The sequence below is a fragment of the Paenibacillus sp. PK3_47 genome (assembly GCF_023520895.1).
GTDB lineage: Bacteria > Bacillota > Bacilli > Paenibacillales > Paenibacillaceae > Paenibacillus_AQ.
In genome coordinates this window covers 6,482,983-6,508,028 of the sequence record NZ_CP026029.1, presented here as the reverse complement: position 1 = coordinate 6,508,028, position 25,046 = coordinate 6,482,983, and the positions used below count along the sequence as shown (strand labels likewise).

Sequence of the window (25,046 nt, the reverse complement as noted above, 5' to 3'; positions counted from 1 at the left end):
TAATTGTGCATACCAAACTTTAGGAGGATTAATTCAATGATTACACAACCTTACCGTCCCGTGACTTACATGATCGGCAGCTCCACTTCTAACGGAATGAGCACCATGGCTCCAATGAATCCCATGAGCATGGGGCAGATGGGACAGATGGGACAAATGGGACAGATGGGGCAGGTACCCCAGACTGCCGGTATGGGCACTGTGCCGCCCCAGGTTTCAAGCGGTGCTCCGATGACACCGGCTGGAGTAGTAACACCTACAACAGCACCTGTATTTGAGCAGTCCTACATCGAGAATATATTCCGTCTTAATCTGGGTAAAGTCGGGACCTTCTACTACACATACGAGAACAACAAAGAATGGAATGCGAAAGTATACAAAGGCGTACTTGAGGCTGCCGGCCGGGATCATATCATCATCAGTGATCCAACCACCGGGCAGAGAACAGTTTTGCTGATGATTTATTTCGATTACGCCACATTTGATGAGCCGCTTGCTTACCAGTACCCCGGTGTTATCGGTAACCCTCCGACAACCCGCAGCTGCCGCTAAAATAAATACATTAAGGCCTCCCGCAGTATTACGGGAGGCCTGTATTTTTTAGGAAATCCACATAAAAATCATAAATAATTTACGATTAGAGCAGAAGCATGCGAATATACATAATAAAAATATGCCACGTATACCCTGCAGCCTATCCGCCAAACAAAGTTGAATGTGCGGGCAAATCGCATTAAGATAATAAGTATATATTCAAGTATAGATTCTTATACGTGACGAGTCAGGAGCTGAGACCATTGGGAAGTTGTTAGAGAAAGGAACGGTTACTGCGCCACTCGCAGACATTTTTAATGAACGAAGGAGGTGGACCCTCTTGCCTCTGGACATAATGAGGCAGGCGGGAGTTAAATTTGAGTGACCCTTTACCCGGTATATTTCATGTAGGTCTTATTATTTTGCTTGTGTTGTTGAATGGTTTTTTTGTTTCGGTGGAATACGCGATGGTCAAGGTGCGCAGCGGACGCATCGACGCACTGATTGAGGAAGGCAGCAAGCGGGCTCTGACAGCCAAGAGTGTAATCGGCAATCTCGACGGATTTCTCTCTGCCTGCCAGCTGGGGATTACACTTGCCTCGCTTGCACTGGGCTGGCTGGGTGAACCTGTAGTTGCAACACTGGTGGGCCCGCTGTTTACAAGCCTTGGCCTTGGAGAGACTTCCACGCATGTGGTTTCTCTGATCATTGCATTTCTGTTTATTACTGTTCTTCATATAGTACTTGGCGAGCTTGCTCCCAAGACGATGGCGGTGAACAAAGCAGAAACGGTGCTTTTGCTGACCTCCGGCGCTATGATTGTGTTCTACCGGGTCATGTATCCATTTATCTGGGTGGTTAACGGCCTGGCAGGCGGGCTGCTGCGCATCTTCCGTCTGGCACCGGCTTCAGAGCTTGCCACAGCACATACAGAGGAAGAGATCCGCATTATCATGCAGGAGAGCAACAAGAGCGGATTGATCGACAATGATGAAATGACTCTGGTGGATAACATCTTTGAATTTGCGGATACGATGGCCAGAGAGATTATGATTCCGCGGACGGAAATGATCTGTCTGAACAGCCATCTGTCGCCTGAAGAGAACCTGGAAGTTGCATTCGACGGTATGCGGACGCGTTATCCTGTTTGCGACGGCGATAAGGATCATATCTTGGGCTTCATCCATATCAAAGATCTGATCCGGGAGCGTGCGCCGAGAACCAATGAGCTGATCCGTCCGATACTTACGGTTCCCGAGTCGATTCAGATCAGTGATCTCCTGAAAGTGATGCAGCGGGCAAAGACACAAATTGCAATTCTGATTGATGAATACGGCGGCACCTCCGGCATGGTTACACTTGAAGATATCATGGAGGAGATTGTCGGCGAAATACAGGATGAGTTTGATGAGGAACGCCCCGGCGTCGAGAAGCTGGGGGAGGATGAGTATTCCATTGACGGACTGATGCTTATCGAAGAAATCAACGATATGCTCGGCCTTCATATGGATACTGATGATTATGATACTGTAGGCGGGTGGCTGTACTCCAAGCTTGAGGTTAATCCGCCGCAAAAAGGACAGAGTGTGGAGTTTGACGGCCATCTGTTCGTGGTGGAAGAAACGGAGAACAAACGGATCTCCCGGATCAAGCTGCTGCGGCTGCAATTTCTGGAAACGGAAGCCGGAGCGTAGAAAACAGAGCAAGAGGCGAGAGTGCGGAGAGATCCGTGTTCTTGCCTCTTTTTTTATGAGATAGCCATTAGCTATTTATTTACAGCAAACTATCCGATTAGCTCTGTTTCTAGCCGGGTACAAATAGTGTAAGTTGATTAATTATGTACCTTTGACCAGGAGAGGAGAGAAACCGTTTGCAGCTTAACCTGGAACACTATAATGTTCTTTTGGTTCTCTTTTCCGTTGCTATAGCATTTTTATCCTGTTTTACCGCAGTTGACCTGACAGATCGGATGATCCGCAGGCCCAAAGGATATCTCTATCTGATCTTGACTTCCAGTGTGCTCGGGATAGGCATGTGGAGCATGCATTTTACCGGAATGATGGCGATGAGGGTGGGGTTCCCGGTATCCTACGATCTTCCGCTGCTGATTTTCTCCCTGGCGGTTCCGGTACTCGCCTCCTACATGCTGTTTGGAATGTATAATAATCCCCGTACCTGCAACAGAGCTTATCTTGGGTTTGGCGGGATATTATTCAGCGGCGGAATGCTGATTATGCATTACAGCGGAGTTATGGCGATGCGATTCTCGGCCGTATATGAACAGAGTCTGTCATCGGTGGTGTGGTCCATCCTGTTTTCGCTGATCATTCCCTTTGTAACAGCATCCTATAGTCCGGCATGGCTGCAGAAGCCTTACAATATGTTTTCGGTCAAAAAAATTATTCTGGTTCTGATTTTAACCGCATCTTTAACCGGAACACATTACACAGCGATGTCAGGCGCTTCATTCGTCAATGCAGAGAACGGAGATTATACCGGCATTATTCCTATGCTGAGTGACTCGCTGCTGGGTGTAATTCTGGGAGGAGATTTTGTACTTATTGCCGCGCTGGTTGTGGTTCTTCTGTACAGGGACCGGCAGCGGGTAATTTTCTCAGCCAGATTCAACGAGCAGCGTTACATGGCCCTCTTTGAGTACAGTCCTGATATGGTTGCTTGTATTGATCCTGTCAGCCAAAAAGTAATCAGCGCCAATCCGTCTCTCAGGGAGACCATAGGATATAGTATGGAAGAACTGCTGGATTACAGCAGTCTGCTCTGCACCACAGAAGATGAATCAGCGCTTAGAGGTGCAGTGGAGCGGGCATCTGCAGGCGAATCCACAAAGCTTGAGCTTACCCTGAGAACCAAAGAGGGACGGAGGCTGATCTGCAGTACAACAGTGTTTCCGCTGGCCAATGAGAAGCATACTGCCGTCTATATCGTCTCTGAAGACATAACATCACTTGCAGAGTATCAGCAGCAGCTGATATTGGCCAAGGAAGAGGCCGAAAGCGCAGTCCGTATGAAAAGTGAGTTTCTGGCCACGATGAGCTACGAAATCCGTACTCCCCTCAACGGCATTATCGGCATCAATCAGCTGCTTGCCGAAGAGATTGGGGATGAGGAGCAGCTCGAACTGCTTCAGCTGCAGAGCAGCAGCAGCCAGGCACTGCTTAATGTGATTAATGATATTCTGGATATATCACGGCTGGAAGCCGATGCCATGCAGCTGTATAAGGAGCCTTTTGAGCTGCCGGGGCTGCTTGCGGAATGCATGAGTCTGTTCGAGGTGATCGCAAGTGATAAGGAGCTGAAGTTCACACTCCAGGTCTCGCCCGCCATTCCTGAGGTGTTAATCGGGGACTGTGCACGCATACGCCAAATCCTTGTCAATCTGATCGGAAATGCCGTCAAGTTCACGCCTGCCGGGGAGATCAGGGTAACGGTTGAAGGTGACGGCGCAGAGGATGATATCCAAACTGTACAGTTCAGGGTAACGGATACAGGAATCGGTATTGCGCCTGACAAGCTTCAGCTGCTGTTCCAGCCCTTCAGCCAGCTGGATGCTTCCCATAACCGCAAGTATCCCGGTACCGGACTAGGCCTGGCCATCTGCAAAAAACTGGTGGAGCTAATGGAAGGTGAGATTTGGGTAGAATCCCCGCCGGGAGGAGGGGCTGCGTTCATATTCAGAATCTCCTTACAGTCTTTAGGGCTGCCGTCTGAACAGGGGACGGGCTGTGAGGAGGGGACAGTGACAGGTATGAATTCTAAAGCTGTATAAAAACGGGGTTTGCCAAGGAGAGAAGTTTAATTATATAATTTTTAATTATATCATTACTATTTTGCGTCCATTCAGGACAGAAAGGAAATCTCTTTGAGCAAAAACAAACGTAAAAGCCCCCCCGTTCCCCAAATGAGCAAACAGGAGAGACGCAGGGCAGAGCAGGAGCAGCAGCAGAAGAAAACGAGAATTCTGATTATCAGTACTATTGCCATCATAGCCATCATTTTTGTCGGTTTGTTTATGCTTGCTTCAAGAGACAACGACAGTGCATCCGCAGCTGAATTCAATTACAGCGAGATGCCAAGACTCGGCAGCGAGAATGCTCCGGTCAAAATCGTTGAATTCGGAGATTTCAAATGTCCGGCATGCGCAAGCTTCAGTATTGGAATTAAGCCGCAGATTGTCCAGCAGTATATTGAGCAGGATAAGGCCGCATTATACTTTGCGAATATGGCCTTTATCGGGCCGGATTCCACAACAGCCTCACTAGCTGCACTGTCTATATACCATCAGAATAACGATGCTTTCTGGAAATTCTATGATGCCCTCTATGCTAATCAGGGCGATGAGAATAAGGAGTGGGCGACGGCAGACTTCCTGGTAGAACTCGCACAAAGCGAGAAGCTGGAGGTTGACTATGATCTTCTGCGCAAAGACATTGAAGAGCGCACTTATCTCAGCGAACTGCAGCGTGATATCCAGCTTGCCGAGGACAGCGGGGTTTCATCTACACCTACCCTGTTCGTCAATGGCGTGAAGGTCGAAGAGCCGTTTAACCTGGATGCTATTGATGCAGAAGTTCAAGCTGCTGCTGAAGCGGCGGCTGCCGAGTGATGAAGTTCTCTGCCTTTTGCCGGCGCCACTGTCTCTATCTGGCCTGGTTTGTTTCACTCATTGCCGTTGCCGGAAGCCTCTACTTAAGCGAGGTCCTGAAATATGAGCCCTGCAAGCTATGCTGGTTCCAGCGTATTTTCATGTATCCGCAATTGTTTCTGCTCGGAATAGCTACATACCGCGGAGATAAGCGTATCATCCCTTATGTACTGCCTTTAAGCATAATCGGCGGAAGCATCTCGGTTTACCATTATGCAGAACAGAAGATTCCTGCGCTCAGCAAAGTGCTGCCATGCACTGTCGGCGTGCCTTGTAACAAGGATTATATTAACCTGCTCGGGTTTATTACCATTCCTTTTCTGGCGCTGATTGCCTTTGCCCTGATTACGGTTCTGCTCTGGTTCGGACGCAAGGATGAGGCCGCAGAATAAGAAGAAGGTTTTGACACAATTAACATCCGGAATGCTCACATAACACGGGACAACTTGAGAATAGAGATTGAAAAATCTCTTTATTCCCCGGTCCCGGAATGGAGCAATCCGGATGTTTTTTTAGGTATCAGAAAGTATAAATGTGGGGATGTTTTACAGTAAATAAAGAGTTTTGTGAAAGAAAATGTCAGATCATGTTCCATTTTTGGATACAAAACTAAGTTTTAGGTTGACACAGAGAATGAGAATCAATATCATTTATATCAGGAAGGCAGAGGGGAATGTCACCTTTGGCCAATCATGCAAGTACATACAGGAGGGGTAATTAAATGTCAGGTTTGTATAAAAAGAAATCAGGCGGCGCCAAGCTGGCGTTGACCGGTGTGATCGCAATGACGCTGGTTCTGTCTGCCTGCGGCAATAACAATAGCGGAAATACAGCAAACAACGCATCGGGAGCGACTGCGTCTCCGGCAGCAACTGCAGCTCCGGCGGCTACAGCTGAAGCCACAGCAGCACCGGCTGCCGAGAAGACCGTAACGGATGCTATGGGGCATAAGGTAACCGTACCAGCCAATCCGCAGCGCGTGCTGGGTTCTTATCTGGAAGATTATCTGGTAACACTTGGCGTGACACCGGTAGCACAGTGGTCCGTGACTAACGGTACCCAGGAATACCTGGCTGATGCACTCAAAGATGTTCCGACGATCGCCTATGATCTTCCGCTCGAGGCGGTGACTAGCTTCGCTCCTGACTTCCACATTGTACAATCTGAGGGCACTGTCCAGAACGGGCTGTATGATCAGCTGAACAAAATCGCGCCTACTTATGTGCTCGGTGACGAAATCAGCCAGGATTGGCGTAAAACACTGCTCACCATCGGTGATCTTCTGAACAAAACGCCTGAAGCCGAAGCGGCAATTGAAGCCTATAATCAGAAAGCAGCAGATGCCAAAGCGAAGATCAGTGCTGCCATTGGCGAAAAATCTGCAGCGATTGTCTGGCTCGTAGGTAAAAATTTCTTTATTGTCGACGAGACCCGCAGCAGCGGCGCAGTGTTATATGGGGATCTGGGTCTTAAGCTCCCTAATCTGGTGACCGAAATTCCGGCTGAATCGAGAGCACCCTGGAATCCGATCTCGCTTGAAAAGCTTGCCGAGCTGACAGCAGACTACATCTTCCTGGTGAACAGCGATCAGGCTGAAGGATCGGATATTCTTAACGGACCGATCTGGAAAGGAATCCCGGCAGTAAAGGCCGGTAATGTTACCGAACTTAGTGGTGAAAGCACTTGGCTGTATTCCGGTGCTTACGCAAACTCCAAAACAATCGATGATGCGGTGGCCGCTCTTGTAAAATAAACCATGTGCAGGTTTTTGTATCCCGGGATGCAGGAACCTGCATTATTTTTTAGACTCGCATCATAGTCATATTAGCGGGAAAGAAGTTGTACATATTTTATATTTTTGCGATAATGAGAATGAAATCCAATATCATTTGAGTGATATTAGTTATCAATAAATAGCTGAATATCTGGTTACTAAGGGGAAGACTTATGGTCGTATCCACACATTCTACATCTAACAATACAGATCCGGCAGGGGCGAAAACGCTGAAATCCAGACCTGCCGCTGCAGTAATTATTCTGGTTGCAGGCCTTGCTGCCATCGTCTTCGGAATTGCCTTGTCCGTATCAGTGGGCGCAGCGGATGTTCGACTGGGAACGGTATGGGAAGCGGTATTCCGCTTCAACCCGGACATCCAGCAGCATCAGATTATCAGGGAATTGCGGATTCCCCGGGCGCTGGCAGGAGCCCTTGTAGGCGCATGCTTTGCTGTTGCGGGAGCGATTATGCAGGGCATGACCCGTAATCCGCTGGCTGATTCCGGCCTACTGGGCCTGAATGCCGGCGCGAGCGCGGGACTGGCCATAGCGTTTGCTTTTGCACCCACGGCATCCTTCCTGTCCATCATGCTGTATTGCTTTGTCGGTGCTGCAGTTGCGGCGCTCCTGGTCTTCGGCATCGGCTCTCTGTCCCGCAGCGGCCTGACACCGCTGCGTCTGACGCTTGCCGGAGCGGCGGTCAGCGCTCTTCTGCTGGCAGTAAGCCAGGGAGTGGCCATCCTTTTCCACCTGTCACAGGAGATCACCTTCTGGATTGCGGGAGGAATCGGCGGGGCGAATTGGACACAGCTGAAAATCATGACGCCGTGGATCTTGGCAGCCTTGATAGCATCTTTGATGCTTTCGCGATCAATCACACTGCTTAGTCTCGGACGGGATGTGGCAGCCGGCCTGGGCCAGCGGACCCGGTTTGTACAGACTGCCGGTCTGCTCATAGTGGTCATTCTGGCCGGAGCCGCTGTGTCCACAGTCGGACCGATTGCCTTTGTAGGTCTGATCATTCCGCATATTACACGTTATCTCGTGGGTGTCGATTACCGCTGGATTATCCCTTGCTCGGCAGTTCTCGGAAGCTTAATGATTATTTTTGCAGATATTGCTGCAAGGATGATTAACGCCCCGTATGAGACGCCTATTGGCGCATTAATTGCTGTAATCGGGGTTCCGTTCTTCATCTATCTGGCGAGCAAACGCAAGGGGGAGCTGTCATGAGCAAATCTCTTGCCTTTCCCGCTGATAAGCAGCGGCGTACCCGTGAAGTCATTATAATATCATTGCTTGCCGTTTTCATCGTCGCCATGTTCATCGTCAGTATGAATACAGGAATTGTGCGGCTCTCGCCAAGTGAGGTCTTACATACTCTGCTGGGCGAAGGGACCCAGCAGCAGAAGCTGATTCTCTTCGATTTCCGTCTGCCGCGTATCGTAATTTCTCTGCTCATCGGTGCAGGATTTGCGGTCTCGGGATGTATCCTGCAAAGCTTGTCACGTAACGCGCTTGCCGAGCCTTCCACACTGGGGATTAATGCCGGCGCAGGGTTTGCAGTCATCATTTTCATTTCGTTTGTTCCGGCATCATCAGCAGGCACGATTCTCGGACTGCCGCTGCTTGCACTGCTCGGGGCTACACTTACTGCGGCCCTTATCTATGTTCTCGCTTACCGCCGCGAAGACGGTTTGTCCCCTACGAGGCTGATTCTGATCGGTATCGCAGTAGGGGCAGGGATATATGCCTTTCAAATGATTCTTTCGCTGCGGCTTGATCCGCAGAACTTCCAGTTTGTGGCGATCTGGCTGGCCGGTAAAATATGGGGCGGAGACTGGCGCTTTGTGCTTGCACTGCTACCATGGGTAGCTATCCTGATCCCGTTTGCCTTCTATAAATCCCGGGTGCTGAATGTGCTTAATCTGGGTGACCAGACCTCAGCCGGGCTTGGGGTACCGGTAGAGAAGCAGCGTCTTATGCTGCTTGCTGCAGCAGTTGCATTATCCGGCGCCTGCGTAGCCGTAAGCGGCGGCATTGGTTTTGTCGGTCTGATCGCACCGCATTTGGCCCGCAGGCTGGTAGGGCCGAAGCATCAAATCCTGCTGCCGGCCTCCGCTCTGGTAGGCGCATTGCTGCTGCTTACTGCGGATACAATCGGACGCTGGATTCTTCAGCCTTCGGAAATCCCCACCGGTATTGTCGTAGCCCTGATCGGTGCACCTTATTTCTTATATTTATTGGCCAGATCGAAGGCCTGACAGCATCTTAGGAGCTTATTCTCTTTCATACAACAAACAAATTTCAAGGAGTGGAAGATCATGTCGGAAAGATTGAATACGGAACAGCTAAGTATCGGGTATGCGGAGGCTACAATTGTTAAGGGTCTGAACCTGACTGTTCCGACAGGGAAGATCACAGCGCTGGTTGGCGCCAACGGTTCCGGCAAGTCCACCATCCTCAAGACAATGGCCCGGATTATGAAGCCGAAGAGCGGCAGTGTCATGCTGGACGGCAAGTCGATTCACAATCTGTCGACCAAGGAGGTCGCGCGCCAGCTAGCTATTTTGCCGCAAAATCCTACCGCGCCGGACGGTCTGACTGTATCGGAACTGGTTGGCTACGGCCGTTATCCGCATCAGAAGGGCTTTGGCACCATGACTCCTGAAGACCGCAGCATTATCGCGAATGCTATTCATGTAACCGGCATGCAGGAGTTTCACGACCGGCCGATTGACCGCCTGTCCGGCGGCCAGCGCCAGCGCGCCTGGATTGCCATGGCTCTGGCGCAGCAGACAGACATCCTGTTCCTGGACGAGCCTACTACCTTCCTGGATATGGCACACCAGCTGGAAGTTCTGCAGCTACTGCAGAAGCTGAACGAAGAAGAAGGCCGGACCATAATCATGGTCGTACATGATTTGAATCATGCTTCCCGTTATGCGCAGCATATGGTGGCCATCAAATCCGGTACCGTAATCAGCGAAGGTGCTCCGCAAGAGGTTATGACTCCGGATGTACTCCGTAAAGTATTCGGTATAGAAGCGGATATTGTCCCGGATCCGCGTACAGGCGTGCCGCTCTGCCTTCCTTATGAGCTTGCAGCCTACAAAGCTGCTGGCCTGTAGATATTATTGAAGGAATAGGTGAACCATCTTAGGAGGAAACGGTATGAATGAATCGCAGATAAAAGAGTTTGGCAGCAAGTTTGATCTTCATCCATCCCCGCCGGAGGAAACGGTGCATACGTTCAAAATGAACGATCTGACAGATGAAGAGGGAATGAGGGCGTTTATCGCTTCCTACCGGCCGATGATGAAGGCTTTGGACGATAAAGCGGTGGCTGCGTATTTTGGCGGCTGGTTCTCCAGTGTGGCTATGGCACTGCAATATTCGGTTTCCCTGTATTCCGCGGTGCCGGAGATTAGCCTGTCCAATCTGAGTGTTCACCTCATTCCATCAGGACAGTATTGCCGTGTAGCTTTCTCTTTAGAATCATGGGATATGAACGAGGCTCCTGCTGATCCGCAAGGCCGGATGAGCTGGCGCAACGAAGTCATTAACCGGTTCTATGCGGAAACGGCCGGACCTCTGTTCCGGATGATGTCGACGGTCAGCGGACTGATTCTGGGAGAAATCTGGGGACAGATGCCGACCAAATTTAATTATTTTATGGAGTCACTGGCTGCAGCCGCTGATCATGAGGAGCTTCTGGCCACTGTGCAGGAAGATTATAATTATTTGAAGGATGAAATGCCTGCAGAGGTGTTTCTGCTTCCGAAGAATCCTTTTCACGTAAAGCTTCGCAGAATTGAATCCCTTGCGGATTCTGACAAAACCGTACTTATGCGCAACCGCTGCTGCATGTATTACCGTACAGAAGGCGGGAGTTACTGTTACACTTGTCCGCGGATTAAAGAGGAAGAGCGGGCGACAAGAAGAACAGAGTTCCGCAAGCAGGCTGCTGCGGCGCAGGGGTAGGTTATAAATGGAAGAATGGTATCATACTATATTAAAGGCATACCTGCAACAGGCTCCCGTCATTGACAAGGGAGCCTGTTCGTTGTTAAAGTTGTGGTTGCCTGATAAGACGGCGCATGTAAGCCATATTAATTTTAACAATATCCTGTACATGTATAATTTATAACTCAAGGACATTATTTCTATAGTGTTAAAGGAGCAAAATCAAATGAATATCAGCAAAATTAAAGAGGAACTGCAGCAGCTGCTTCCAGCTGGTGCAGTAAAAAGCCATGAAGAGCTGAAAAGCTATGTATTTACACAAATGGGCGGCCAGGCGGATATCCTTGCCGCACCAGCTGCTTACGATGAAATTCAGACGATTGTTACATACGCCAGGGAAAACGGCATTCCCCTGACTGTACTTGGCAACGGCTCAAACGTGATTATCCGGGACGGTGGTATCCGCGGAATTGTCCTGCAAACGTCAGAGATTAATGATATGGGGATGAGGGATAATCTGCTGTATGCCCAGTGCGGCGCCAAAATTATTGATGTCTCCCGGTATGCCCTGGAGCAAAAGCTGACCGGACTGGAATTTGCCTGCGGCATTCCCGGGACTGTCGGAGGTGCCCTTTACATGAATGCTGGAGCTTACGGGGGCGAAGTCAAGGATGTGCTGCATAGTGCGCTTGCCATCAACAAAGAGGGGCAGCTGGTAACGATGTCCGGTGAGGAATGCCAGTGGGGATACAGAAAAAGTATCTTTGCCAGCGGGGACTTTCTCGTGCTCGAAGCCCGGTTTGCGCTGCAGCCAGGCGATCCGGCGGCTATCAAAGCTTCGATGGATGAACTGACATTTATGCGGGAATCCAAGCAGCCGCTGGAGTATCCTTCCTGCGGCAGTGTATTCAAGCGTCCGCCGGGGCATTATGCCGGACAGCTGATTCAGGAGAGCGGACTGCAGGGAACCAGAATCGGCGGAGCAGAAGTCTCCCGCAAGCATGCCGGCTTTATTGTCAATGCGGATCATGCTACAGCAAGTGATTATATCGGACTGATCCACCATGTCCGGGCGACAGTGAAGGATAAATTCGGCGTAGAACTGGAAACTGAAGTGGAAATCATCGGAGAAGAATAAATTAAAAGGCCGCGGAAGAAGTTACCGCGGCCCGTTCTTTTGTTTCACAATGGCAAATTGTTTACATAATATAAATTACGTTAACGAAATCTCGTACTTGCCTCTGTCCGTCTGGATTTCCGCACGGTCTTCTGCCGCACTGTTAATTTTGAGGCCTTGTACAGCAATTTCATAGCTTGGCTGCGGAAGCGGGACAGGCTCTCCATCCCCATTGACTGTGCTGCCTGAACCTCTAAGAATCAGCGCGTCGTCCAGATAATCATCGATGGTATCCTCTGCGGAACGGTAATCAACACTTTCCACAGTGAAGTGAACCGTATCGAGATCCTCTAGCTCCTGCTTTTTAATGACAATGGTTGTTCCTGCCTGCTCGCTGAGCCACTCCCTAAGCTTTTCTACAGCTAGTTCCATAAGCTGATCCCATCCTTGTGTTATAGATTATTATTGTTAAGTTACCCTTTTCCTTAAAAATGAATCCGTCCTCCGGCCATGAACAAAGTGGAAGGGGCGGAGGCTTGTCAGGCATCTGTGAATCATGGTATAGTTCAAAACGCAAGCAACAATATAAAGAAGAAGTCTGCGTATATGCGCAGGAGAGGTTCGCAAACTCCCTCTATAAAAAACTAAGCCGCTTTTGCATAACAATAGTCTTGTTCATTCTGAGACTTAAAGGGGTATAGGCCTGTGCCTGTACTTATTTTCTGCTATGCTGTGCGCAAAATAGACGACGCCCGTTAACCGGGTCGTTTCTTCTTAGTAGAGCCATGTTTTCGGAATCTCGTTCTTCTTTCCACTTCCGGCACAGATGCCGAGGGAAAAGAGAGGGGTTTTTTGTCATGTCAGAAGGAAGATTAAAAGAGGAAATGCAGGAGGTCACCCTGCTGGGTAACCAGGGAACAGAGTACAAATTCGGATACGCTCCGGAGATTCTTGAATCGTTTGACAACAAGCATCCGGGACGCGATTATTTTGTGAAATTCAATTGTCCGGAGTTTACAAGCCTGTGCCCTGTGACCGGCCAGCCGGATTTCGGCGTGATGTATATTTCCTACATTCCTGATATCAAAATGGTCGAATCCAAGTCCCTGAAGCTCTATCTGTTCAGCTTCCGCAATCACGGGGATTTCCATGAAGACTGTGTCAATATTATTATGAATGACCTGATCGCTCTAATGGAGCCGCGGTATATCGAAGTGTGGGGCAAATTCACTCCGCGCGGCGGCATTTCCATTGATCCATACTGCAACTGGGGACGTCCGGGAACCAAATATGAGGCCATGGCCGAACACCGCCTGATGAACCATGACCTGTATCCCGAAAAAGTCGACAACCGCTAAGCAGTATGGAGAGGAGAAAACAAGAGATGAACCAAAAAGCACTCGTCGTATTCAGCGGCGGACAAGACAGCACTACATGCCTGGTGTGGGCCCTGCAGCAGTACGAAGAAGTTCAGGTCGTTACCTTTAACTATAATCAGCGCCATGCTGCCGAGATTGAAGTTGCCAAGGCGATTGCCGCCCATTTCAATGTGAAGCAGCATATCCTTGACCTGGGTCTCTTAAATCAGCTGGCTCCCAACGCACTGACACGTGATGACATTGAGATTGAGGCTGGTGAGGAAGGGGAGCTGCCGAGCACTTTTGTGGATGGACGGAACCTGCTCTTCCTGTCTTTTGCCGCCATTCTGGCCAAACAGCTTGGATTTGCCAATATCATCACAGGCGTATGCCAGACCGACTTCAGCGGATATCCGGACTGCCGGGATGTATTCGTAAAATCACTGAATGTTACATTGAACCTGTCAATGGACTATGAATTCGTCATCCACACTCCGCTGATGTGGCTGGACAAAAAAGAAACCTGGAAGCTGGCTGACGAGCTGGGCCATTTCGATTATATCCGTGAGCACACCTTAACCTGCTATAACGGAATTATCGGCAGCGGATGCGGAACCTGTCCTGCCTGCGAGCTGCGCAGCCGTGGACTGTCGCAGTATGAGGCTGAGAGCAAGCAGGTGGGTCTATCATGATGAATGAAGTGACAGTCTGCAAAATTTTCACCTTTGATTCCGCGCATCAGCTGGTGGGCCATAAGGGAAAATGCAGCAACCTGCACGGGCATACGTACAAGCTTGAGGTTGTGCTGAAAGGTGTACCTTCCACAGAGGCCGGTCATTCGGATGAAGGCTTTGTCATAGATTTCAGTGACATCAAAACGGTTGTGCAGCAGAGCCTGGTGGACCGGCTGGATCATGCTTTTCTGGCAATGGGCAACGAGCCTGTGCTTGAGACCCTGAACCGTACAGGCTCCAAGGTGGCACTGCTCTCCTTCCGGACCACTGTAGAGAACATGTCGGCATACATCGCCTATAAATTGAAGCAGGCTTCTCTGCCGCTTTACTCAGTGAAGCTGTGGGAGACGCCTACCTCCTGGGCTGAAGTGCTTGCCGCAGATATTCCTGAAGAGGGACCGTCTTACCGGCTGTATGGAGGCTGTGACTGTGAGTAAGATACCTGTAATTGAAATCTTCGGGCCAACGATTCAAGGGGAGGGCGCAGTTATCGGTGTGAAGACGATGTTCGTCCGCACTTATGGCTGTGATTACCGCTGCGGCTGGTGCGATTCCTCTTTTACGTGGGACGGATCGGCCAAAGATAAGGTGCAGATGATGGAGCCGGAAGAAATTCTGAACGAACTGGAGCGGCTGGCCGGCAATAACTTTGATTGTGTTACCATCTCCGGGGGGAATCCGGCGCTGATCGGCGAAGCCATGGGCACTTTCATACAAGGACTGCATGAGCGGGGAATCCAGGCAGCGATAGAGACACAAGGCAGCAGATGGCAGGACTGGTTCTGTGACGTGGATGTGCTGACAATCAGCCCCAAGCCGCCAAGCTCCGGGATGAATACGGATTTTGAAATGCTGGACAGCATCATGGACAAGCTTCAGCAGGGCGGCAGGTCTGCACACAGTCTGAAGGTGGTTGTATTTGATGAGGCGGATTTTGCATATGCCAAAAGCGTCCACAAACGCTACCCTGCAGTGCCATTGTTCCTGCAGCCGGGTAACGAGAATGTTACCGAGGAAGGCGATATTTCTGCACGGCTGCTTGGACGGCTGGAATGGCTGTTTGGTCTTGCCATTGCTGATCCTGAGATGAACCGGGCACGGGTACTCCCGCAGCTGCATGCGCTGATCTGGCACAACAAGCGCGGGAAATAATTGAATAACTGAAATAACTGTAAGGGTATCTTGTTGCCATTTAATGGTGTCCGGGATGCCCTTTTTGTGCTGTCATATTTATACTTGTAAATTCTGTTATCTATGATATTATCAGCCTTTAGACTGTAACTTACATATAATCATAGGTTTCATGGTAAAAAGTCCATTCCGGGAGGCATATGACAATGACAACAGCACTGTTAATTATCGATGTTCAGGAAGCGATGTTCTCTTATGAGGTGGAGCTGCACGACGGGAATGAAGTTATGGGCCGGATTGTATCCCTGCTTAACAAAGCCCGCGCTGCTGGAATACCGGTAGTATACGTTCAGCACACTGAAGACGAGGAATACACCAAAGGTACGGATACATGGCAGATCAGCAGTCTGATTACGCCGCTCCCGGAAGATACAATTGTGGAGAAACCGACTTGGGACAGCTTCCACAGGACCAATCTGCATGAGGAGCTGCAGCGTCTGGGGATTACCGACCTCGTAATCTGCGGCATGCAAACCGAATTTTGTGTGGACACGACCGTCAGACGCGCTTACAGTATGGGATATTCCAGTGTCCTGGTACAGGATGCCCACAGTACTTTTCCTAATGCCCGTTTTAACGCAGAGGAGATTGTTGGACATCATAACGCCGTGTTAGGGGGAAGGTTTGCGGTCCTGAAGCCTGAGCATGAGGTGGAGTTCAGATGAATCCGGGGAAAACGAAAGCCGCCATGAAGCCGGTCCGCCGTTCGAAGCTGAGATTGTTTGCAGGCAAGCGGTATTTCACCTGGAAAAGATATCTGAAATGGTGGACAGATAACACTAAGAGAGCCAAGCTGCATCGTTCTGAGAATCTTCCTTATGAAGCAGCCGGACATGCGACACCGCTGCTGCGCAGCCTGAGAAATGTCGATATGACTCTGCAATATAACAAAATCATGAATTTGAAGCTTGCTGTGGCCAGGCTTGATGGTCTTATGGTACGGCCGGGAGAACGCTTTTCTTACTGGCAAAGCATCGGGAAGCCAGCCCGGCGGAAAGGGTACCTTGATGGAATGGTCCTGTACTACGGGGGATTCCGGACAGGAACAGGAGGCGGGTTATGCCAGCTGTCCAATCTGATCTACTGGATGACGCTGCACACTCCGCTGACCGTAACGGAACGGCACCGCCACAGCTATGATGTGTTTCCGGATGAGCAGCGGACCCAGCCATTCGGCAGCGGGGCAACCTGCGCCTATAATTATCTGGATCTGCAGCTGCTGAATAATACAGAGCATACTTACCAGTTAAAGCTATGGCTTGATGATACCCATTTGCACGGGGAATGGAGATGCGACGGCAGACAGCTTTACCATTACGAGGTCTACGAGGCGGAACATGGCATCAGTCTTGAACCTTGGGGCGGCTACATCCGCAGCAACAGGATCAGGCGGAAACTGCTGACAAGGTCCGGGGAGCTGGCAGGAGATGAGGAAGTGGCCGAGAATCATGCACTCATGATGTATTCGCCGCTGCTGTACCCCGTCTGAGATTGGACAGGAATGAGAATAAGACGCTATTTTTCGGGGATAACAGATAGAGAGTAAGGATTTAGGGTTATAACATAGTATGACATTGGGTTATGCCCTACTATCCATTACTCAACTACCGAAGGAGTGGTCCTCAATATGAAGGCGGTAACTTATCAAGGGAAGAAGAAAGTGGAAGTCAAAGAAGTAGCCGATGCCAAGCTGGAAAAGAAAGATGACATTATCGTCCGTATTACCTCAACAGCCATTTGCGGATCAGATCTGCATCTCTATAACGGGAATATTCCCGGCATGTACGACGACTACGTAATTGGGCATGAGCCTATGGGAATCGTGGAAGAGGTTGGACCAGAGGTTACAAAAGTGAAAAAGGGCGACCGCGTCATCATCCCTTTTAATGTATCTTGTGGTCAATGTTTCTTCTGTCAGCATGAGATGGAGAGCCAATGCGATAATGCCAATGATGCGAAGGATACCGGCGGGATGCTGGGATATTCTGAATCTTACGGCGGATTTGCCGGCGGACAGGCCGAGCTGCTGAGAGTGCCTTATGGTAATTTTGGTCCTTTTGTGGTGCCGGAGGATGCCGAGATGGAAGACGAGAAGCTGCTGTTTCTCTCGGACATTATACCGACCGCATGGTGGGGAGTGGAGCATGCCGGCGTGAAGCCCGGCGATTCCGTAATTGTGCTTGGCTGCGGACCGGTAGGGCTGCTGACCCAAAAGTTCGCCTGGATGAAAGGCGCTTCACGCGTCATCGCAGTGGATAATGTCCCGTACCGCCTGGAGCATGCCAAACGGACGAATAACGTTGAAATCTACAATTTTGACGAGGTAAAAGACCTTGAGAAGCATCTGAAGGAAATTACCCGCGGCGGGGCGGATGTCGTGATCGACTGTGTCGGGCTTGATGCCAAGAAAACGATTATGGAAAAAGTAGAGACTAACCTGAAGCTGCAGGGTGGCTCTCTCAGTGCGTTCCGTATTGCTTCCGAGGTTGTGCGCAAGTTCGGTACGATCCAGCTTATCGGCGTGTATGGACTTACCTATAATATGTTCCCGCTGGGCCACCTGTTCGAACGCAATGTTTCACTCAAAATGGGCCAGGCCCCTGTCATCCACTACATGCCGAAGCTGTATCAGATGATTAAGGAGAACAAGTTCGATCCTACGGACATCATTACACACCGTCTGCCGATCAGCAGAGCGGAGCACGCATACAATATTTTTGGCGAGAAGGAAGATGACTGTATCAAGGTTATTCTGAAGCCTTAAGTTAGGCCGGCTCAAGCAGCTGCTTCTGTTCTTAGGCATGGGTTTTCCCGGTTCCGGGAGCCCATGTCTTTATTTAATGAAATTTTATGAAAAGGGCTGCAAAATTCTGCGTTCTGCGGTAAATTTACATAAGTGACTTTTATCATGCCGAAAGGACGTCTGTTCGTGAATGCTAAAAAACCGCCTGTACCTGTTCCGCTGCTCATGCTGGTTGGAATTGTGGCTATTTCTTTCTCCTCTATTTTTATAAAATGGTCTTCGGCACCCGCCTCGGTTCAAGGGATGTACCGTCTGCTGTTCACCTCACTGCTGATGCTGCCGTTTGCCCGGCCCTATACCGGAGCCGCTGCTGCCCTGCGCAAAAAGGACTGGCTGCTGCTGGCTGTATCCGGTGCGATGCTGGCGCTGCATTTTCTGCTGTGGATGGGCTCGCTGAAGTTCACTTCTGTGGCCAGCTCAACCATGATTATGGCACTTGAGCCGGTGTTCATCATGCTGGGCGCTTATCTTTTGTATAAAGAACGGAGTACCTCTTCGGCCATTCTGGGCCTTGCGATCGCCATATTCGGCGTGATCTTCATCGGCTGGGGGGATATCGGACTGTCCGCAGACAATCTTAAAGGTGATTTGCTTTCTCTTGGCGGTACGGCTGCAGTTGCAGCCCATATGCTGATTGGTCAAAAGCTTGTGGCGCGCATGCCTGCGTATTTGTACAGTCTGATCGTTTTTATCTCGGCTGCAGCAGTATTTGCAGTGTATAATCTTGCGGCAGGCATCCCGTTTTTTGATTATCCTTCCAAGGAGTGGGGGATTTTCGTTCTGCTGGCGGTTGTTCCGACCGTCTTCGGCCATATATTGTTCAACTGGCTGCTGCAGTATGCTTCAGCGACTACAGTATCCATGAACATTCTGGGTGAACCTGTAGGCGCAAGTATCCTGGCTTTCCTGCTGCTGGGTGAACAGCTGACCGGATTGCAGTGGATGGGGGGCGTGCTCGTTATGGGCGGGCTGGTCGTCTACTTGTATGCGGGACGCAAAAAAACACTGGGGCAGAGCGAGGCTCTTCCTAATGCATCTTAAGGATAGAACATTATAGAATTTCAAAGGGGCAGTTTACACAATGAATGAACAAGATCACAACGGGCAGCCGGACGAAGCTCAGCCGGGGGTTCCTACCAGTGAAGAGACCTGGAATGAAGATACGTATGCCGCATGGACCAGCCGGTTCGGTACGCCTGCAGAAGCTGCAGCCAAGCTGGTCAAAGATCCGTCAGGAAAGCTGTATCCGTTAATGAATTACCTGGGTGAAGTCAGCGGCCTGAAAATTATGAATCTCATGGGCTCCAACGGGATGAAGGCTGTGGCGCTGGGGCTGCTCGGGGCGGAAGTCACGGTAGCCGATTTCTCGGAAGCCAATGCCCGTTATGCAGAAGAACTCGCCGGTGAGGCCGGCGTACAGCTTACTTATATCGTATCCGATGTGCTAAAGCTGCCTGAAGAAGTGCTGAATCAATCCTACAGTCTGGTGTTCGCAGAGATGGGGATTCTGCACTATTTCACCGATCTGGCTCCTTTTATGGAGACGGTCGGCAGATTGCTGGCTCCCGGCGGCAGGTTCGTCCTGCGTGACTTTCACCCGGTAACAACCAAACTGATCACCTCCAAAGGCTCTACCGCCAAGGTGCGCAAGCACAAGGTAAGCGGGGATTATTTTGATACCTCACTTGAGGAGAAAAAGGTGTCCTACTCCAAATACCTGCCCTCTTCAGGCGGAACGGTCTCCGGGGAAAAGCACAGCGTCGTGTACTGGCGCAGATGGACACTGGGCGAAATTGTTACAGCGGCGGCGCGCAGCGGATTAATGATCCTGGAGCTGGCAGAAGAGCCGAACCTGTCCTCCGATGTATACGACAAAGGCATCCCGAAAACTTTTACCCTGGTTGCAGAAAAGAATTGAACATGAATAAAACCGGTACCCCGGTACGGCTGTTAAAATACAGCGTACGTGGGGTTACCGGTTTTTTTGTAAAACCGCAAAACAAAGCAGCTGCTTATAGCTCATCCTCATCCTTAGCCGCCGTCATGTCCACAAAGGCCTGCTGCATAGGTGTCAATGTATGATCCTTCCGCCAGGCGGCTACGTAAGAGGCTTGTTTGGGCGGGATCCCCGGCAATGCAGCATATTGTAAACGCCCCGCCGCAACTTCCGCTTCGATCCCTTTTTTGGAGAACAAACCTACGCATCCGCCCTCGCATACCATCCTTTTAAAGGCTTCCGGTGTATTAACGACGGTATGGCTCCACAGTCTGACCTGGTTTTCCTGTGCCCATTTGTCGGATATCGCTCTAAGAAACGAGGTAGGATCATGCTGTATCCAGGTTTCACGTGCTGCCGTTTCTGCAGTAAGCTCAACGGCGCCGGCTAAAGGATGATCCGGGGCAAAAATAAGCACAACCTCATCTTCGGCAATCAGCGCCGTATGTAAAGATTCGTCAGGCTGATCTGTCACCGGCAGAACCGCCAGCTGTATATCCCGTGCCCGCAGACGCTCCCGGACCAGATGCTCGGATTGAACAGACAGGGATACGTCGGCTTCCGGATGAAGTTTGATGAATTGCGTTAACATTTTAGGAACAAGATAAGTACCAGGCAAATAACCGGCCTCAAGCTCAAGTGTCCCGGAAGAAAAAGAGGAGAGCTGCCTGACACTCCGCTCCGCTTCCGCAGCCAGAGAGACGATGCGTACTGCATATTGGTACAGCGCCCGTCCGGCATCGGTGAACAGCACCCGTCCGCTGCGGTACTGGAACAGGGAGGCCCCGAGCTCATTCTCCAGGCTTTTCATATGAAAGGACACGGTCGGCTGCTTCAAACCCATTTCGGCGGCGACATCGGTAACCTTTTTGTATTTTTCAATTAACACAACGATCTGCAATTTCACTATATTCATACATTTCCTCCACCCGTTCGACGAAAAATTTTTCAATTATTATCAATATTATAGATTAAATCTATGGTGTTATACAATTTGTATTAGTATTTTTATCTTTCGTTTTACAAACTTAGGCGTTTTCCCTAACGAACGAGCTCTAGAATAAGAAGAGTCAGAAGACACGATCTTCTGATGTATGCTTCCAAAGTGAGTTTTGTACGAAGCAGATTTAATTGGGGCAGACAACACACAAAACCTTTAGGAGGAACAAAAAACAATGCAATTCAGAAAATCATGGGTCATGGCTTTAGCTTTAACAAGTGTAGTAGCTCTTTCGGCATGCGGTAACACCAACAACACTGCGGCAACTAATAACGGGGGCAATAATGCAGCTGCGACAAATACACCTACAGAAAACAGCAGCAGCGGTTCAGATCTGAGCGGTTCCATCCTGGCTTCCGGTTCCACTGCACTTCAGCCACTGGTTGAGATGGCAGCAGAAAGCTTCATGGATGCTAACAGCGGCGTTGACATTCAAGTCCAAGGCGGCGGAAGCGGAACCGGCCTGACACAAGTAGCTGAGAAGCAAGTAGATATCGGTAACTCTGACGTATTTGCCGAAGAGAAGCTGAAAGATGCCGATGCCGAGAAAGCAGCAGCACTGGTGGATCACCAGGTAGCAGTTGTAGCTATGGCAGCAGTATCCCACCCGGATGCAGGTGTTGACAACCTGACCAAACAACAGCTGGTTGACATCTTCACTGGTAAAGTAACGAACTGGAGTGAAGTTGGCGGTGCCGACCAGGCGATCCAAATCATCAACCGTCCAAGCAGTTCCGGTACACGTGCTACCTTCGAAGCATTTGCACTGGGAACGAAGACAGAAGACCTGCAAGGTTCCGTACAAGAGGATTCTTCCGGTACAGTTAAGAAAATGATCGGCGAAACTCCGGGAGCGATCGGTTACCTGGCACTGTCCTACCTTGACGACACTGTAAAAACATTGAACTATGACGGCATCGAGCCTTCTGTGGACAACGTAATCAGCGGAGACTATCCGGTATGGGCTTACCAGCACATGTACACTAACGGCGAACCTAACGAAGTTGTAAAAGCATTCCTGGATTACATGATGACTGATGAAGTACAAAATGGTGACGTTGTTGAGCTGGGATACATTCCTGCTTCTGCAATGCAGGTTCAACGTGATGTAGACGGAAACGTAACAGCGAAATAATTTTAACAAATTCACAGATATTATGATTAGAATTTCATGTGATTAGAGGCGGAATCCCTTCTGCCTCTCTTTTCACTTTAGAAAGAGGGAGTATTCTTGCAGGGGAAAACTAACAAGAAAAAGATCGAAAAACATCATATTGAGGACATGGTAGGGCGTATTTATATGTCCTTGTGCGTTCTGCTCTTGATTGTGATCATTGTTTCAATGGTCTATTTCGTAGCGTCCAAAGGTATAGCCAATTTTATCAGCGGTGAAGTGAAGCTGACTGATTTCCTGTTCGGCACAAAGTGGTCTCCTGAAGGGGAAACACCGTCTTTTGGAGCATTACCTTTTATCTCCGGTTCATTCCTGGTCACACTGCTTGCCGCACTGATTGCAAGTCCGCTTAGTATCTGTGCTGCACTGTTCATGACCGAAATCGTTCCAGGGTGGGGGAAAAAGCTGCTGCAGCCGGTAATCGAGCTGCTGTCCGGTATTCCATCCGTTGTATACGGCTTTGTAGGCCTCAGTGTTATTGTTCCGTTTCTGCGGGATACGTTTCCCGGCCAGGGTATCGGGGTTGCTGCAGGCGCGCTTGTACTTTCGGTCATGATCCTGCCGACAATTACAAGCGTGGCTGCAGACGCGCTGGCTTCTTTGCCGCAAAACCTGAAAGAATCCTCATTTGCGCTCGGTGCCACCCGCTGGCAGACGATCTCACGGGTCATTCTCCCGACTACGCTGCCGGCCATTATGACCGGGGTAGTGCTGGGGATGGCCCGCGCTTTCGGTGAAGCCCTGGCGGTACAGATGGTTATCGGTAATGCGCCTTTCGTGCCGCGCTCGCTCTTTGAATCGGCCTCCACGCTGACCAGTGTAATTACACTCAGCATGGGGAACACAACGATGGGCTCGACGTTAAATAATGCGCTGTGGAGTATGGCGCTGGTTCTTATGCTGATGACGTTCGTATTCGTCCTCCTCGTAAGAATGCTCGAAAGGAGAAATAAGATTTGAAGCCGAAGACAGCAGATAAAATTGCCACTACGTTTATTGTCTTTTTCGCATTACTGATTGTTGCTATCCTGGTTGGCCTGCTGGGCTACATCCTGGTGCGCGGACTTAATCATATCAGCTGGGATTTTCTAACCTCGGCACCGCAAAAAATCCGGGCAGGCGGCGGCGTAGGGCCGCAGCTGTTCAACTCGCTCTACCTGCTTGTGCTGACACTGCTGATCACAGTACCGCTGGGTCTTGGCGCCGGAATCTTTATGGCGGAATATGCCCGTCCCGGCAAGCTTACGAATTTCATCCGTCTCATTGTAGAAGTCCTGTCATCTTTCCCTTCGATCATCGTCGGCCTGTTCGGCTTGCTGCTGATCGTCAACTACTTTGATCTCGGGTTCTCCCTGGTATCCGGCGCCATTGCGCTGACCTTCTTCAATCTGCCGCTGATGGTGCGTATTACAGAGCAGGCTTTCCGCACTGTACCCAAAGCCCAGAAGGAAGCCGGTTTCGCCCTGGGATTGTCCAAATGGAAAATCGTTACTTCTGTGCTGCTCCCGGTAGCCCTGCCTACCATCATTACCGGAACCATCCTGTCCGCAGGACGTGTCTTCGGTGAAGCGGCGGCACTGATGTTCACTGCGGGGATGAGCAGCCCGCGTCTGGATTTCACAGACTGGAATCCGCTGCACTCGAACTCGCCGCTGAACCCGTTCCGTCCGGCGGAGACGCTGGCGGTTCATATCTGGAAAATCAACAGTGAAGGCCTTGCTCCTGATGCGATCCAGATTGCAGCCGGAGCCTCGGCTGTACTCGTAATCATGGTGCTGATCTTCAACCTGGTTGCCCGTTATTTCGGCCGGTTCATTTACCGCAAGCTGACAGCATCCAAGAGAGTAAATTAATTAACGTTTAGATGAGATAAGTAGGAGGAGTAAAACATGGGAACAGCATCTGCGGTGCGGGAATCATTTCAGACGGAGGACTTGAGCATTTTTTACGGCACATATGAGGCTGTAAAGGGGATCAGTCTTCCTTTTGCCCAGAATACAGTCACAGCGCTGATCGGCCCTTCCGGCTGCGGGAAATCGACATTCCTGCGGTCGCTTAACCGAATGAATGATGACATTTCCGGTTCGACAACCAAAGGAAGCATCTGGATTGACGGGATAGATATCAATGCACCCGGTACGGATGTGATCAAGCTGCGCCAGAAGATCGGAATGGTCTGGCAGAAGCCCAACCCGTTCTATAAATCCATTTACGATAACATTGCCTTCGGCCCGAAATATCACGGCATCAAAGGTAAAAAAGCTTTGGATGAAATTGTGGAGAGCAGCCTGCGCCGTGCAGCCCTGTGGGATGAAGTTAAGGACCGGCTGAAGGACTCTGCACTCGCCCTCTCCGGCGGACAGCAGCAGCGTCTGTGCATCGCCCGCGCACTGTCGGTTAACCCACAAATCTTGCTGCTGGATGAGCCGGCCTCCGCACTTGACCCTGTATCTACAGGGAAGGTAGAGGAGCTCATTAAGGAGCTGAAGGAAGAGCTGCGGATTGTAATTGTAACGCACAATATGCAGCAGGCGGCACGGATCTCGGATTACACAGCTTACTTCTACCTGGGTTCCCTTGTGGAGTATGACAAGACGGAGAAGGTATTCAGCAATCCCGAGAATCAAATGACACAGGAATATATCATGGGCCGCTTCGGCTGATTCGAAGGTACACAGGCACTGTCCAAATTGGGCGGTGCTTTTTTTATGTGAGTAGGCCCACTGAAATGGGG

At 50.2% G+C, this 25,046-nt stretch carries 26 protein-coding genes and 1 riboswitch; of the genes, 24 read left to right on the top strand and 2 right to left on the bottom strand.

Going from position 1 to position 25,046, the window contains the following annotated elements; translation table 11 throughout:
• Positions 1-36 precede the first annotated feature (36 nt).
• From gerQ to murB, 11 genes are all read left to right on the top strand, one after another.
• Positions 37-552 carry a spore coat protein GerQ gene (gerQ, locus tag C2I18_RS28225; RefSeq protein WP_249899007.1) on the top strand — a complete coding sequence of 172 codons (516 nt, stop codon included), beginning with the start codon at positions 37-39 and terminating at the stop codon, positions 550-552.
• 359 nt (positions 553-911) lie between these two features.
• The gene (locus tag C2I18_RS28220) at positions 912-2,228 is read left to right on the top strand and encodes a hemolysin family protein (protein WP_249899006.1); all 1,317 of its coding nucleotides are present in this window, start codon (positions 912-914) and stop codon (positions 2,226-2,228) included.
• 176 nt (positions 2,229-2,404) lie between these two features.
• Complete coding sequence (locus C2I18_RS28215; RefSeq protein WP_249899005.1) at positions 2,405-4,321, top strand: ATP-binding protein; 1,917 nt, start codon at positions 2,405-2,407, stop codon at positions 4,319-4,321.
• Between the two features lie 132 nt (positions 4,322-4,453).
• Complete coding sequence (locus C2I18_RS28210) at positions 4,454-5,158, top strand: DsbA family protein (protein WP_249899004.1); 705 nt, start codon at positions 4,454-4,456, stop codon at positions 5,156-5,158.
• Entirely contained in the window at positions 5,158-5,589 is a 432-nt protein-coding gene (locus tag C2I18_RS28205; protein ID WP_249902277.1) for a disulfide oxidoreductase, read from the top strand. Before C2I18_RS28210 ends, C2I18_RS28205 begins: the two co-directional genes overlap by 1 nt.
• A 329-nt stretch (positions 5,590-5,918) precedes the next feature.
• Positions 5,919-6,950 carry an ABC transporter substrate-binding protein gene (locus tag C2I18_RS28200; protein WP_249899003.1) on the top strand — a complete coding sequence of 344 codons (1,032 nt, stop codon included), beginning with the start codon at positions 5,919-5,921 and terminating at the stop codon, positions 6,948-6,950.
• A gap of 194 nt (positions 6,951-7,144) precedes the next feature.
• Positions 7,145-8,206 (top strand): FecCD family ABC transporter permease, encoded by a 1,062-nt coding sequence (locus C2I18_RS28195; RefSeq protein WP_249899002.1) that lies wholly within the window; start codon positions 7,145-7,147, stop codon positions 8,204-8,206.
• Complete coding sequence (locus C2I18_RS28190; RefSeq protein WP_249899001.1) at positions 8,203-9,237, top strand: FecCD family ABC transporter permease; 1,035 nt, start codon at positions 8,203-8,205, stop codon at positions 9,235-9,237. The genes C2I18_RS28195 and C2I18_RS28190 overlap by 4 nt, the downstream gene beginning before the upstream one ends.
• Positions 9,238-9,297: 60 nt before the next feature.
• On the top strand, positions 9,298-10,104 hold the full coding sequence (locus tag C2I18_RS28185) for an ABC transporter ATP-binding protein (RefSeq protein WP_249899000.1): 807 nt from the start codon (positions 9,298-9,300) through the stop codon (positions 10,102-10,104).
• 43 nt (positions 10,105-10,147) lie between these two features.
• A complete protein-coding gene (locus tag C2I18_RS28180) occupies positions 10,148-10,957 on the top strand; it encodes a (2Fe-2S)-binding protein (RefSeq protein ID WP_249898999.1) in 810 nt (269 codons plus the stop codon).
• A 208-nt stretch (positions 10,958-11,165) separates the two neighbouring features.
• A complete protein-coding gene (gene murB, locus C2I18_RS28175; RefSeq protein ID WP_249898998.1) occupies positions 11,166-12,077 on the top strand; it encodes a UDP-N-acetylmuramate dehydrogenase in 912 nt (303 codons plus the stop codon).
• A gap of 75 nt (positions 12,078-12,152) precedes the next feature.
• On the opposite strand, the gene ymzB is transcribed toward murB, so the two are convergent.
• Complete coding sequence (gene ymzB, locus C2I18_RS28170; protein WP_249898997.1) at positions 12,153-12,488, bottom strand: protein YmzB; 336 nt, start codon at positions 12,486-12,488, stop codon at positions 12,153-12,155.
• A gap of 178 nt (positions 12,489-12,666) precedes the next feature.
• A riboswitch (PreQ1 riboswitch) is annotated at positions 12,667-12,710 on the top strand.
• Positions 12,711-12,913: 203 nt separating this feature from the next.
• On the opposite strand from ymzB, the gene queF reads away from it, so the two are divergent.
• The 9 genes from queF (at position 12,914) to C2I18_RS28125 (ending at position 20,060) form a co-directional block, all read left to right on the top strand.
• On the top strand, positions 12,914-13,414 hold the full coding sequence (gene queF, locus C2I18_RS28165; protein ID WP_249898996.1) for a preQ(1) synthase: 501 nt from the start codon (positions 12,914-12,916) through the stop codon (positions 13,412-13,414).
• A gap of 26 nt (positions 13,415-13,440) precedes the next feature.
• Complete coding sequence (queC, locus tag C2I18_RS28160) at positions 13,441-14,106, top strand: 7-cyano-7-deazaguanine synthase QueC (protein ID WP_249898995.1); 666 nt, start codon at positions 13,441-13,443, stop codon at positions 14,104-14,106.
• Positions 14,103-14,585: a 6-pyruvoyl trahydropterin synthase family protein gene (locus C2I18_RS28155; protein WP_249898994.1), complete on the top strand. Its 483-nt coding sequence runs from the start codon at positions 14,103-14,105 to the stop codon at positions 14,583-14,585. Before queC ends, C2I18_RS28155 begins: the two co-directional genes overlap by 4 nt.
• Positions 14,578-15,300, top strand: a complete 723-nt coding sequence (queE, locus tag C2I18_RS28150; RefSeq protein ID WP_249898993.1) for a 7-carboxy-7-deazaguanine synthase QueE — start codon at positions 14,578-14,580, stop codon at positions 15,298-15,300. The genes C2I18_RS28155 and queE overlap by 8 nt, the downstream gene beginning before the upstream one ends.
• Before the next feature lie 185 nt (positions 15,301-15,485).
• On the top strand, positions 15,486-16,004 hold the full coding sequence (locus C2I18_RS28145; protein ID WP_249898992.1) for a cysteine hydrolase family protein: 519 nt from the start codon (positions 15,486-15,488) through the stop codon (positions 16,002-16,004).
• Positions 16,001-16,828 carry a VanW family protein gene (locus C2I18_RS28140; RefSeq protein WP_249898991.1) on the top strand — a complete coding sequence of 276 codons (828 nt, stop codon included), beginning with the start codon at positions 16,001-16,003 and terminating at the stop codon, positions 16,826-16,828. Before C2I18_RS28145 ends, C2I18_RS28140 begins: the two co-directional genes overlap by 4 nt.
• A gap of 138 nt (positions 16,829-16,966) precedes the next feature.
• The gene (locus tag C2I18_RS28135; protein ID WP_249898990.1) at positions 16,967-18,103 is read left to right on the top strand and encodes a zinc-dependent alcohol dehydrogenase; all 1,137 of its coding nucleotides are present in this window, start codon (positions 16,967-16,969) and stop codon (positions 18,101-18,103) included.
• A 144-nt stretch (positions 18,104-18,247) separates the two neighbouring features.
• The gene (locus C2I18_RS28130; protein ID WP_249898989.1) at positions 18,248-19,183 is read left to right on the top strand and encodes a DMT family transporter; all 936 of its coding nucleotides are present in this window, start codon (positions 18,248-18,250) and stop codon (positions 19,181-19,183) included.
• Between the two features lie 40 nt (positions 19,184-19,223).
• Positions 19,224-20,060, top strand: coding sequence for a class I SAM-dependent methyltransferase (locus C2I18_RS28125; protein WP_249898988.1), 837 nt, complete (start codon positions 19,224-19,226; stop codon positions 20,058-20,060).
• Between the two features lie 94 nt (positions 20,061-20,154).
• On the opposite strand, the gene C2I18_RS28120 is transcribed toward C2I18_RS28125, so the two are convergent.
• Complete coding sequence (locus tag C2I18_RS28120) at positions 20,155-21,054, bottom strand: LysR family transcriptional regulator (protein ID WP_249898987.1); 900 nt, start codon at positions 21,052-21,054, stop codon at positions 20,155-20,157.
• Between the two features lie 259 nt (positions 21,055-21,313).
• Here C2I18_RS28120 and C2I18_RS28115 point away from each other — a divergent pair, with 259 nt between their 5' ends.
• From C2I18_RS28115 to pstB, 4 genes are all read left to right on the top strand, one after another.
• A complete protein-coding gene (locus C2I18_RS28115; protein WP_481857855.1) occupies positions 21,314-22,273 on the top strand; it encodes a phosphate ABC transporter substrate-binding protein in 960 nt (319 codons plus the stop codon).
• A gap of 147 nt (positions 22,274-22,420) precedes the next feature.
• Positions 22,421-23,272 carry a phosphate ABC transporter permease subunit PstC gene (gene pstC / locus C2I18_RS28110; RefSeq protein WP_249902276.1) on the top strand — a complete coding sequence of 284 codons (852 nt, stop codon included), beginning with the start codon at positions 22,421-22,423 and terminating at the stop codon, positions 23,270-23,272.
• Positions 23,269-24,165 carry a phosphate ABC transporter permease PstA gene (pstA, locus tag C2I18_RS28105; RefSeq protein ID WP_249898985.1) on the top strand — a complete coding sequence of 299 codons (897 nt, stop codon included), beginning with the start codon at positions 23,269-23,271 and terminating at the stop codon, positions 24,163-24,165. The genes pstC and pstA overlap by 4 nt, the downstream gene beginning before the upstream one ends.
• Positions 24,166-24,201: 36 nt before the next feature.
• Positions 24,202-24,975, top strand: a complete 774-nt coding sequence (gene pstB, locus C2I18_RS28100) for a phosphate ABC transporter ATP-binding protein PstB (protein WP_249898984.1) — start codon at positions 24,202-24,204, stop codon at positions 24,973-24,975.
• The last annotated feature ends 71 nt before the right edge of the window (positions 24,976-25,046 follow it).